This window comes from Streptomyces chumphonensis (genome assembly GCF_014779715.1).
GTDB lineage: Bacteria > Actinomycetota > Actinomycetes > Streptomycetales > Streptomycetaceae > Streptomyces > Streptomyces chumphonensis.
On the sequence record NZ_JACXYU010000009.1, the window covers coordinates 226,401 to 237,461 of the forward strand.

Sequence of the window (11,061 nt, forward strand, 5' to 3'; positions counted from 1 at the left end):
GCGGCCCCGCGTGGCCGACGTGCGTGCGTCCGGGTGCACTCGGCGTGTTCGCCTCCGTGCAGGCGGCTCTGGTGGCGCTCGTGGCGTACGGATACACCGTGACACGCAGCCAGGACGGCGACCACATGTGGTGGCACGGCGGCGAGGCCCACGGCCACGCCGCCGGCGGCCAAGGCGGCGCGGGCGCCTACCTCGCCCTGGCCGCCGTGGCGCTGTACCTGCTCCTCCCGGCGCTGGCGGCCGCCGCCGCGCTGGCCCGACGCGTCGGCGGGCGGGCGAGCCGGGCCGCCGGTGGTTCCGAACTGACCGACCGGCTGGTCTTCGTCGTGCTCGCCGCCCTCGCGGCCGCCGCCGTCAGCGTCCCCACCCTGGCCGTCGCCCTGCTGTGGCTCCCCAGCGGCTGGACGTCGCTGCCGGACGCCGCCTGGAGCGAAGCCGCCACCGTCCTGCGCTACTGCCTCGCCTCGAACCTGCTGCTGGCCGCCTGCGTCGGCGTGCCGTGGGCCGCGGGCCGAGCCGACCGACACCCGAAAGAGCGGGAAGAGAGATGCTGAACCGCAGAAACCTGCTGAAGTTCGCCGCCGCCGGAGGCGCCGCCGCCCTGTTCCCCTGGGACCGCGTCGCGGCCCTCGGCAACCCGGCCGCCGGCCCGGCCGCGCTGGCCGACGCGGCCCCCGCCGCGCCCTTCGCCCACGCCATGCCCGTGCCCCGGGTCCTGCGCCCGGTCCGCCGCACGCACACGGCCGACCACTACCGCATGCACATGCGCGAGGCGGACGTCGAGATCGTCAAGGGCCTCACCTCGCGCGTGCGCACCTACGAGGGCACCTTCCCCGGCCCGACGATCCGGGCCCGCAGCGGGCGCGAGGTCGTCATCCGGCAGACCAACGACCTGGACGTCCCCACCGCCGTGCACCTGCACGGCGGCCACGTGCTCTCCGAGCACGACGGGCTGCCCATGGACACCATCGCACCGGGGGACAGCCGCCTCTACCGCTACCCGAACACCCAGCGCGCCTCCTCCCTCTGGTACCACGACCACGCGCACCACCTGGAGGCCGAGAACGTCTTCAAGGGACTGCACGGCCAGTACCTCCTCACCGACCGCGAGGAGCGCCGGCTGCCGCTGCCGCGCGGACGCTACGACGTCCCCCTCGTCATCCGCGACGCCCGCGTCGAGTCGGACGGCACGCTCAAGTACACCCGCCCCTCCGACTGCCCGAACATGCTCGTCAACGGCAAGGAGCGGCCGTACTTCCAGGTGGCCGCCCGCAAGTACCGGCTGCGCCTCTACAACGCCTGCGCCAACCGCTACTTCCGGCTGCGCCTGGCCGACGGCTCGGAGTTCACCCAGATCGGCTCCGACGGCGGCCTGCTGGCCGAGCCCGTCCGGCAGACCGAGCTGACCATGCTCGGCGGCGAACGCATCGACGTCGTCGTGGACTTCTCCCGCTACCCGGTCGGCTCCTCCGTCGTCCTGGAGAACACCGGCGCCCTGCCCACCGAACGTCCCGAGGTGCTGCGCTTCGACGTCGTCCGCGAGGCCCGCGACCGCAGCCGCGTCCCGGACCGTCTCTCCGAGCTGCCGCCCATGCCGAACGGCACGGTGGAACGCGAGTTCGTCCTCCAGACGTTCCCCGAGATGACGATCAACGGCGTCACCTACGACCCGAACCGCGCCGACGTGGTGACGACCGTCGGCAGCAGCGAGGTCTGGACGATCCGCAACATCGAGAGCGCCGTCGCACCGCCCGACTTCCACGTCTGGCACAGCTTCCACACCCACCTGGTGATGTTCCGGGTGCTGGAGCGCAACGGCGGCCCGGTGGGCCCGACCGACGTCGGCCTCAAGGACACCGTCACGCTCGGCCCCGGCGAGGAGGTCAAGATCGCGATGACCTGGGGCGAGTACGCGGGCGAGTACCTGTTCCACTGCCACCAGCTCGGGCACTCCTCCGGCGGCCAGATGGGCCGCATCGACGTCCGCGCCCGCTGACACCGTCCCCCGGGGCCCGGCCTCCGCGCCGGGCCCCACGCCCCGACGGGCACGACGACGTGGGCCCGCACGGCGTCCGCGGCCGGGCGGGCCCACGTCGTCTCCGTCGGTGCCTCAGCGCCGCGACGCCAGGGCCGGCAGCGGCCGGGGCGCGGAGCCGGTCAGCGCGTCCTCGGCCCCCGCCACCACCGTCCGGCCGCGCAGGGAGTCGGCGACGTCCATCACGTACTGCCCGTAGCCGGACGTGCCCAGCGCCGCGCCGAGCCGGTGGCACTCCTCGGGGGTGATGAACCCCATCCGCACCGCCACCTCCTCCACACACGCCACGCGCAGCCCCTGCCGGCTCTCCAGGGTCTGGATGTAGTGCGAGGCGTCGAGCAGGCTGTCGTGCGTGCCGGTGTCCAGCCACGCGAAGCCCCGGCCCAGATCCACCAGCGACGCCTTCCCGCGCTCCAGGTAGTGCCGGTTGACGTCCGTGATCTCCAACTCGCCCCGCGCGGACGGTTCAAGCCCCCGCGCGATGTCCACGACGTCGTTGTCGTAGAAGTACAGCCCCGTGATGGCCCGGTTGGACCGGGGGCGGGCGGGCTTCTCCTCGATGGACAGGAGCCGTCCGTCCGCGTCCGCCTCCCCGACGCCGTAGCGCTCGGGGTCCTTCACGGGGTAGCCGAACAGCAGACAGCCGTCGGTGTGCGGCAGGTGCCGGCGCAGCACCTGGGCGAAGCCGGTGCCGTGGAAGATGTTGTCCCCGAGGACGAGGGCCACGGAGTCGTCCCCGATGTGGTCGGCCCCGATGACGAACGCCTCCGCCAGCCCCCGGGGTTCGGCCTGCTCGGCGTAGTCGACGCGCAGCCCGAGCGCGCTGCCGTCGCCCAGCAGCCGCTGGAACTGCGGCAGGTCTGCGGGGGTCGAGATGATCAGGATGTCCCGGACGCCTGCCAGCATGAGCACGGACATCGGGTAATAGATCATCGGCTTGTCGTACACCGGAAGCAGCTGCTTCGAGACACCTCGCGTGATGGGGTGAAGCCGCGTCCCGTTGCCGCCGGCCAGGATGATTCCCTTCACCGGGTCCTCCATGAATCGGGTGGGGGCAGGCCATACCGCTGCCCCGCCCATCCTCCGCCGCCCCGGTGGAGAAGCCCTCAAGTCACCGGCGCCGAATGCGCCCCGAGAATCTCCCGCACCGGGAAGGCCTGTGCCCTCTCCCACCCGAGTCGGGTCGTGTCGATCGGCTCAACGATCGCCCTGTCCTGGTCCGTCGACGCGGGTCCGGCCCGGAGAAGGCCGCAGCGCGGTTACAGGCCGACCGTCACTTCATACGTCGTGTCGCCACCGACCATCTCGTAGCGCACGAGGTGTTCCTGCGAGAGCTGGGCCTCGTTCTGACGTTCAAGAACCCGCCAGTGGGTGGCGATCCGCAGCGTGTACGTGCCGCTTTCACCCTCCAGCCCCATCTCCTTGCGGTACTTGAGGGCGTACATCTGGTGGAAGGCGGTCCGGATGTCGGTTCCTGCGGGCAGCAATGACCACAGCAGCCGGAACTCCGGGCGGTTGAAGATCGTGGTCATCCAGTCGGCCGAGCCCTGGATGTGGATCTCGTTGTTCTTGATGACGAACTTCCCCGGCCAGTTCAGCCAGTCCTGCGAGCAGGACTCGAAGTACGCCTTGAAGGTGTCGAAGCCGGGATAGGTGGCGGCGTTGAGCTTGCGGATGATCACGCTCATGCTGGTTCTCCCTCTGAAGGTTTCGGATTCCGTGACGAACCCCACGCAACGTAGTCAGGAGATGGCCCTCTGCGGCGGTGAACGCCCGAGTCTGGCGTGAAAGTGACGCCTACGACAGGACGTTGAGACGACGGCAGGACGCGAGCGGCCGTCATCCCTCAGGATGTCCTCGATGTGTGGAACTGCTGTCCGGGGCCTCGTTCCTTGGACCCACCGAGCACGGGAGGCGTGCCATGGGCAAAAAGGGCGGGAACCACTCCGGAAAACCCGACACGGCCGGAGGCGACGGCCACCGGGAGAAGCCTCCGGGCCCCACGAAGCCGTACGAGCCGCCGAAATGAGTCCGCGTTGACGACGGCACGGCACGACCTCGTCCGCACCCTGGAGAGGGCCGGTGCCGTGCCTCCCGCATGGCGCGACGCCGTCGCCGCGGTGGACCGGGCGCTGTTCATCCCCGCGCGGTTCGGCGCGTACGACGCCGACGCCGACCCGGAGGCGTGGCGGTCGGTCGTCTACAGCGACGCCCCCGTCATCACCCAGGTCAACGACGGACTGGACCTCGGCGCCGGGGCGTTCGAACGGCCGACGTCCTCGTCCTCCATGCCGTCCCTCATGCTGGAGATGCTCGACCTGCTCGACGTGCGGGACGGCGACCGCGTGCTGGAGATCGGGACCGGCACCGGCTACAACGCGGCGTGGCTGTGCCACCGCCTCGGTGAGGACCGGGTGACCACCGTGGAGTACGACCGGGACGTCGCCGCGCGGGCCCGCGCCGCCCTGGCCGCCGCCGGATACCGTCCGGACGTCGTCGTCGGCGACGGCCTGGCGGGCCACGCACCGGGCGCCCCCTACGACCGGGTCATCGCCACCTGCACCCTCCGCGACTTCGGACGTCTGGTGGAACAGTGCCCGAACGGGCGGATCATCGCCCCGTGGGGCAGCAGCTTCTTCCACGGCTCCTTCGCCCTCCTGGACGTGCGCGACGGCACCGCACGGGGGCGCGTGACCGGTGACCCGGGCTTCATGTGGGACCGCGTCCGGCGCGCCGGCGCCGGTCACATCCGCGACTACTACCACGGCGAGACCGGCGACCGGGGCGGCACCCGCGTCCCCCCGCAGAACGTGCTGCAGACCGATCCCGCGTTCTTCGTGTCGCTGCACGTCACGGACGCCTGGTACCGCTGGTGCGACGCGGAGGACGACAGCGGGGAGGCCACCCTGTGGCTCTTCGCCGACGACGGCACGTCGTGGGCCACCGCCGAGTACGTCCCCCGCACGCAGGAGTTCGAGACCGACCAGTACGGGCCGCGCCGTCTGTGGGACGAAGTGGAATCCGCCTACCGGCAGTGGGAACGCCTCGGCTGCCCCCCACGCGACCGCTTCGGCCTCACCGTCCGCCCGGACGGCACCCCCCACGTCTGGCTCGACACCCCCGAACGACCGGTGCCCTGACGCGAGACGGCCCGTCGTTCCTCCGACCCCGCTCCCTACCGTCCCGGCGCTTCTCAGCCAACCGCCGGTAACGGTGCGTAAGGTGGGACGGATTCGGGCATAGCCCCTTCGGTCGGTACGGAGGACGGGAGGTCCCCCATGGGCAGGCACGGTGACGGCAAGGGTGGCGAGGAGGGCGACAAGAAGCAGTCGCCCCAGGAGTCCGACGGCCAGTGGCCCCCGAAGAAGAAGTGACCGCGTGAGCGAGCCGCGGCGTCTGGTGGAGATCCTCACCAACCTCGGGGCCCTCACCCCGCAGTGGACGGCCGCCGTCTCCGCGATCGACCGTGCCCTGTTCGTACCCGACACCTTCCGCCAGGGCGAGCGGGTCGTCGACCGGGCCGAGACCCCCGCGACGTGGGCCCGCTACGTCCACGGCGACCTCGCTCTGACCACCCAGGTCAACGACGGCGACGACACGAACGGGAGCGGGTTGCAGACCCCCACCTCCTCCACGTCGATGCCTTCGCTCATGCTCGACATGCTCGAACTGCTGGAGGTCTCCGAGGGACACCGCGTCGCTGAGATCGGCACCGGCACGGGCTACAACGCGGCCTGGCTGGCACACCGGTTGGGCGACGCCAGCGTCGTCACGATCGAGACCGACCCCACGCTCGCTGAACGCGCTCGTACCAACCTCGCGGCGGCCGGACGCCGTCCCACCGTCGTCTGCGGCGACGGCCTCGCCGGGATTCCGCAGCACGCTCCGTTCGACCGGTTGATCTGCACCTGCTCGGTCCAGACCGTGCCGTACGCCTGGATCGAGCAGACCCCGGCCGGGCGGATCGTCACGCCGTGGGGCAACGGCTTCTTCTCCGCGAGCTTCGCCGTGCTCGACGTCGCCGACGGCGTCGCGCACGGTCGCTTCACCGGCCGCCCCGCCTTCATGTGGGCACGCCAGCAACGTCCCGGGCGGGGCTTCCTCTCCGACCACCTCGACGCACCGAAGGCGTCCGAGACCACCACCGGCATCAACCCCGAGACGCTGTACGGGGACCTCGACCAGCGGTTCGCCGTATCCGTCGGCCTGCCGGGAGGCATCTGGCCGCTGCTCGTGGAAGCCGACGACGGCAGCGACGAGTCCACCCTGTGGCTGCTCACCGATGACGCCCGGTCCTGGGCCTCGGTGGACTACGTGCCCGGCCACGAGACCTTCTGCGTCGAACAGGGCGGCCCCCGACGGCTGTGGGACGAGGTGGAGGCAGCGCACCAGCGGTGGGCAACAGCCGGCAGCCCCTCCCGGGACCGCTTCGGCCTCACCGTGACCGCCGACGGCCAAGCCGTCTGGCTGGACGAACCGCGGTCGCCCTACGCGGTCGCTCCTTCCACCTGGGGCACGGCACCCCGCGCCCCGTCCGAGGCATGACGGCCGACCCCACCGCCCGAAGCCGGATGCGACACGTTCTCAGGCGGCGGCCGGACGATCGTGCAGGGCCTTGGCGATGAGGTCATGGATCAGGTGTTCGCCGGGGGCCCGGTTCTCCTTGAGGCGGGGCAGGTCGTCGGGTCCGAACCAGCCGTAGGCGCTGTGCTTCGACCACTCCAGAGAGGGGCGGTCCAGATCGCCGTCGACCGTGACGAGGAAGTCGGCCTCGTGCCGGATTCCCTTCCCGTCGTCACCGGTCCAGGTGCTGATGCCGAGCAACCGTCGGACGCGGAGCAGACGCCAGCCGGTCTCCTCCGCCACCTCGCGAGCGAGGGCGTCCAGCAGGTTCTCGCCGGGCTCGACGTGACCCCCGACGATGTCCCAGCAGTCGGGGAAGAGCCGCCGGTCAGCACTGCGCCTCTGGGCGAAGGCTCGGCCCGCCTGGTTGAGGACGACCGCCCCCACCGCCCAGACCTCGCCGAGGCTGGGAACGGGGATCTCCACACCGTCGTCCACGGCCACATGGGGGTGATCGTCACGCATGTTCACACGGTATCGGCCGCGTCCGACCGCTGGCCTTGAGTGCGCATCCCGGCTCCCCGCTCGCACCGGGGATGGCCAGGGGTGCGCCACCGCTACCTCGCGGCACAGGTCGGCGAACCGCTCGGCCTGGGCCGCGCACAGCCGCTCCATCGGCCTCGTCGGGGGAGGAGGTCGCAGACAGCGGACGCCGCTCCCGACCAGCGAGGCGAGCAGGGCCACCCCGAGCACCAAGCCGGAGTCCACCTCGTTCACCGGTCCACCATCGGGAGGAGCAACACGCACCAGGTGTTCGTCCCGTCCTCGCTGGTGCCCCACCGATGGGCCAGGGCGTCGACCAGCAACATGCCGCGTCCGCTCTCGTCATCGGGTCCCGGGTTCCTGACTCGCGGTCGCCCGGGCGAACCGTCGTCCACCTCGATGCACGGTTCGGCATCGGTGCGGGCGAGCCTGAAATGCACGCTTCCCCCGGCGCCGTGAAGGATGGCGTTGGTAACCAACTCGCTGGTCACGAGCTGTGCGACGGCGACGAGTTCTGCGCAGCCCCAGAGGCGAAGGTGCGCGCCGACCACTTCGCGCATCTGTCCGGCTCTCTCGGGGTGTGGGGCAAAGGACACCGCGACGTGGTCCGCGTGCTGGGCGTGCGGTCCGGGCGTGCCCACCTCTTGCGGGAGGCGCGGTCGTGCGAGCGTCACAGGTATTTCCTCCACGGCTCAGGTGACGGCCGCCCACAGCAGTACTCCCGCTGAAGGGCGGGTGTTGTGGGTCCGGCCTGTCGCCATCGGCTCTAATGCGACCACGTTGATGCACCCCATAGTTAACGTTCAATCGAACACACGAAAGAGCATGAACTGGCAATTGCCAATTAACGCGCATGGGGTGTTGCCGTGAGGGCTGTGCGTGCAAGACTCCGGACTGCACTCTCCGACTGGGCGACGTCATGCCCCGTCCGCCAGGCAGGGGCCCCAACCCGGCGGACAGCGAACCGAATCAAGGAGACAGGTGGCCGCACGACGAGGACCGACGTACCTGCGGGTCATGTTGGGCAAGGAGCTCCGCGCGCTCCGCGAGCAGATGGGCCGCGAGAGGGACGGCGGGTACACCGCCGAGGCAGTCTCCCTGGCCTTGGGCTTCTCTCGCTCCAAGCTGAGCCGAGTAGAGGCCGGCGAGATCCCGCTCCCGAAGCTGGCGGACCTCGAAGCTCTGATGGATCACTATGGCGTGATACATGACGCAGACCGCGACCAGCTGCTTCAGATGCAGCGGGATTCGCTGAAGAGCGAGCCGGTCACCTCGTACCGTCATGTCCTGCCGTCAGGGATGCCGCGATACCTCGGACTGGAACGGGAATCGGTCCGCGTCCGGGGCTACGAGAACAACGTCGTGCACGGTCTTCTCCAACACGAGGCGTACGCGCGGGCGCTGATGGGCTCCGCCAAGATTGTCGAGGAGCGCACGACCGACGCGGTGGAAAGCAGCGTGAAGGCACGCCTGGAGCGCAAGGAACTCCTCGACGGCAACCGCGAGGTCCACATCATCCTGACGGAGTCAGCCCTGCGTACCGCTTACGGAAGCCCTGAGGTGATGCGTACTCAGTACGAGGAGATCATCCGCCTCTGCGAGCGGGACAACGTGGACGTGCAGATCATCCCCGAACACCTGCCCGACATGTACCGTGCGCGCTTCAATTTCACGATCTTGGATTTCGTGGAACTGGGACCAGTGGTGCAGAGCGACAGCTATGGAGCGACCACGTTGTGGTCGAAGCCCTCCGACGTCGGGCAGTATCAGCGGCACTTCGATGCCATGGTGAAGGCGGCGCCCGGGCCCTCCCAGACGCCGCAGTTTCTGAAGAACCTCGAAGAGAAACTGTGGAGATGAACACACACTCGATCCCCCTTCCGCGCCAGGCTTTTGCGTCACCTGGCTCCTGGTTCAAGTCGTCGTACAGCGACCACGCCGGCGGCAACTGCATCGAGGTCGCCGCCCTCGGCCACACCGTTGGTGTCCGGGACAGCAAGGACCTGTCCCGGCCCGCGTTCGTGGTCCCCCGAGAAGCGTTCGTGGCCTTCGCAGCGTACGCGGCCGGGTGCACCGCTGTCTGATCCAGCAGTGTCAACACCGAGGCGGACCTCCTGTGCCCATGCAGGAGGTCCGCCTTCGCTGTAGGAGAGCTTGGAGTCAACCCACTCGGAGCGGTCCGTGCTCGGGCCGTGTTCATGTCGGACAAGCCCCGAGCAGTGGATCGTTGCTCACAGTTCAACGCGATGGTGGGTGCGGCCCTTGGCCTCGAAGAATCCATCGATTTCCGGCACGAACTCGGAAGAAGGTAGGGAAGCCCTGATGGCTCGCACCTCGACAGGTGAGCTGACCGCCGCAGGCGCGTGGTTCAAGTCGTCATACAGCGACGGCACCGGCAACAACTGCATCGAGGTCGCCGACCTCGGCGTCGCCGTGGGCGTGCGGGACAGCAAGGACCTGTCCCGGCCCGCGTTCGTCGTCCGCCGGGAGGCGTTCGCGGGCTTCGCGTCGTTCGCGGCCGTACAAGCTGTCTGACCTCACAGCGTAGGCACCCAAAGCCGCCCTCCTGAGCCACAGGCCAGGAGGGCCTTCTGCGGTGTCGCCGTTCGAGTCGATCAGTAGGGTTCGGCCCATGGACTTCCCTCGTATCGATGCTGGCCGGCTCGACCAGTGGTGTTCGCACCACCTGGGATCGAGCATCGTGGCCGAGCGTTTCCGGAGCGGTCGGCTCTCGGCCGTGATCGGTGCCGTGCTCGCCGATGGCCGGGAGGTCGTCATCAAGGTTCGAGAGCCGGCTGCCCGTCTCGAAGGCTGCTTCGCGGTACAGCGTCTGCTGCACGCTTCCGGGTATCCCGCTCCTGAGTCGATCCTCGCGCCCACTCCGCTCGGGGGTTGGACTGCCAGCGTTGAAGCACTGGTCGAGGGAGGGGATGAACTCCCGTCTTCGGGGCGGGCCCCGTGGCCGTTCGCGTCGGCTCTCGCAGCGCTCGTGAGCACCGCCCGTCCGTTGGCCGCCGGTGTCGACCTCGAACCGAAGCCGTCGTGGAACCGCTGGGACCATGACGAGCCCGGGGTGTGGGCGACCGCCGAGGACGTTGAGCGGCCCTTTCACTCGGTGGCGGGTCCGGACTGGCTCGAACGGTCCGGCCGTGCTGCGCGCGAACGGATCGCGTGCTGGCAGGCGCCGAAGGTCATCGGCCACGGTGACTGGTTCCGAGAGAACTTCCGCTGGCGCGGTGAAGCGCTCCACGTCGCGTACGACTGGGACAGCGCGATAGTGGAGACGGAGGCGGTGATCGTGGGTATCGCCGCAGCCTATGTGGCCCCGTCCGTCGAGGAGTCGACGGCGTTCCTCGCGGCGTACCAGGAGGTGGCCGACCGGCGGTTCGAACGCGATGAGCTGGAAGTCAGCTGGGCGACCAGCCTCTGGTTGCGGGGGTGGAAGTCCAAGCGGCAGGTGGTGACCGGCGAGCCGATACGGTCGCTGTCCGAGGACGAGGCGATCCGGCTGTCCGTGCTCGCCGGGCTCTGAGCGCCGCGCCTCACTCGTCGCCTGATACGCAGCCTTGTCGGGGTGACCGGTCCGGGTACGGGTGGGCGATTCGCGGGAGAAGTCGTCCATCACGACGTACGGCCTGCCGCCCTTCCAGCGCTCTCTCTGGGCCTTGTGCAGTCGAACCGCGAGGGGGCGGACGCGGCGGTTGGCCGGGTCCGCCCCTCGTCGGAGAGGTGGGGCGGGTCAGTCGATGACGAGGACGGCTTTGCCGCGGCCGTGGCCGGTTTCGAGGTCGCGGTGGGCGTCGGCGGCGCGGGCCAGGGGGTACGCCGCGCGGATGTGGACGGTCACCTTGCCCTGCTCGTACAGGGCGACGAGTTCGGCGAGCCGGGTGGCGGAGCGGGCGCCCGCCACGTCGCGCAGG

General features: G+C 70.0%; 13 protein-coding genes. 8 read left to right on the forward strand and 5 right to left on the reverse strand.

Annotation, left to right across the window (positions count from 1 at the left end; all coding sequences use genetic code 11):
- Positions 1-98: 98 nt before the first annotated feature.
- On the forward strand, positions 99-554 hold the full coding sequence (locus IF129_RS18030; protein WP_191210722.1) for a hypothetical protein: 456 nt from the start codon (positions 99-101) through the stop codon (positions 552-554).
- Positions 548-1,996: a multicopper oxidase family protein gene (locus tag IF129_RS26780; RefSeq protein ID WP_191210723.1), complete on the forward strand. Its 1,449-nt coding sequence runs from the start codon at positions 548-550 to the stop codon at positions 1,994-1,996. Before IF129_RS18030 ends, IF129_RS26780 begins: the two co-directional genes overlap by 7 nt.
- A 114-nt stretch (positions 1,997-2,110) precedes the next feature.
- Here the strand turns inward: IF129_RS26780 and rfbA are convergent, their stop codons facing one another.
- Positions 2,111-3,064, reverse strand: coding sequence for a glucose-1-phosphate thymidylyltransferase RfbA (gene rfbA / locus IF129_RS18040; protein ID WP_191210724.1), 954 nt, complete (start codon positions 3,062-3,064; stop codon positions 2,111-2,113).
- Positions 3,065-3,294: 230 nt separating this feature from the next.
- A complete protein-coding gene (locus IF129_RS18045; protein WP_191210725.1) occupies positions 3,295-3,723 on the reverse strand; it encodes a hypothetical protein in 429 nt (142 codons plus the stop codon).
- 348 nt (positions 3,724-4,071) lie between these two features.
- Here IF129_RS18045 and IF129_RS18050 point away from each other — a divergent pair, with 348 nt between their 5' ends.
- Both IF129_RS18050 and IF129_RS18055 read left to right on the forward strand, forming a co-directional pair.
- Positions 4,072-5,175, forward strand: coding sequence for a methyltransferase domain-containing protein (locus tag IF129_RS18050; protein WP_191210726.1), 1,104 nt, complete (start codon positions 4,072-4,074; stop codon positions 5,173-5,175).
- 238 nt (positions 5,176-5,413) lie between these two features.
- Entirely contained in the window at positions 5,414-6,580 is a 1,167-nt protein-coding gene (locus tag IF129_RS18055) for a methyltransferase domain-containing protein (protein ID WP_191210727.1), read from the forward strand.
- A 39-nt stretch (positions 6,581-6,619) separates the two neighbouring features.
- On the opposite strand, the gene IF129_RS18060 is transcribed toward IF129_RS18055, so the two are convergent.
- On the reverse strand, positions 6,620-7,123 hold the full coding sequence (locus IF129_RS18060) for an NUDIX hydrolase (protein WP_191210728.1): 504 nt from the start codon (positions 7,121-7,123) through the stop codon (positions 6,620-6,622).
- Between the two features lie 248 nt (positions 7,124-7,371).
- Positions 7,372-7,830 (reverse strand): ATP-binding protein, encoded by a 459-nt coding sequence (locus IF129_RS18065; RefSeq protein ID WP_398849686.1) that lies wholly within the window; start codon positions 7,828-7,830, stop codon positions 7,372-7,374.
- A 292-nt stretch (positions 7,831-8,122) separates the two neighbouring features.
- Here IF129_RS18065 and IF129_RS18070 point away from each other — a divergent pair, with 292 nt between their 5' ends.
- The 4 genes from IF129_RS18070 to IF129_RS18085 all read left to right on the forward strand — a co-directional run bounded on the left by IF129_RS18070 (position 8,123) and on the right by IF129_RS18085 (position 10,673).
- Positions 8,123-9,001, forward strand: coding sequence for a helix-turn-helix domain-containing protein (locus IF129_RS18070; RefSeq protein ID WP_191210730.1), 879 nt, complete (start codon positions 8,123-8,125; stop codon positions 8,999-9,001).
- Entirely contained in the window at positions 8,998-9,225 is a 228-nt protein-coding gene (locus IF129_RS18075; protein WP_191210731.1) for a DUF397 domain-containing protein, read from the forward strand. The genes IF129_RS18070 and IF129_RS18075 overlap by 4 nt, the downstream gene beginning before the upstream one ends.
- Positions 9,226-9,463: 238 nt before the next feature.
- Complete coding sequence (locus tag IF129_RS18080; protein ID WP_191210732.1) at positions 9,464-9,676, forward strand: DUF397 domain-containing protein; 213 nt, start codon at positions 9,464-9,466, stop codon at positions 9,674-9,676.
- Positions 9,677-9,773: 97 nt separating this feature from the next.
- Positions 9,774-10,673 carry a phosphotransferase gene (locus IF129_RS18085; protein WP_191210733.1) on the forward strand — a complete coding sequence of 300 codons (900 nt, stop codon included), beginning with the start codon at positions 9,774-9,776 and terminating at the stop codon, positions 10,671-10,673.
- Between the two features lie 207 nt (positions 10,674-10,880).
- On the opposite strand, the gene IF129_RS18090 is transcribed toward IF129_RS18085, so the two are convergent.
- Positions 10,881-11,061, reverse strand: a 181-nt coding sequence (locus IF129_RS18090) for a zinc-binding dehydrogenase (RefSeq protein WP_191210734.1), incomplete at its 5' end; no start/stop codon positions are given.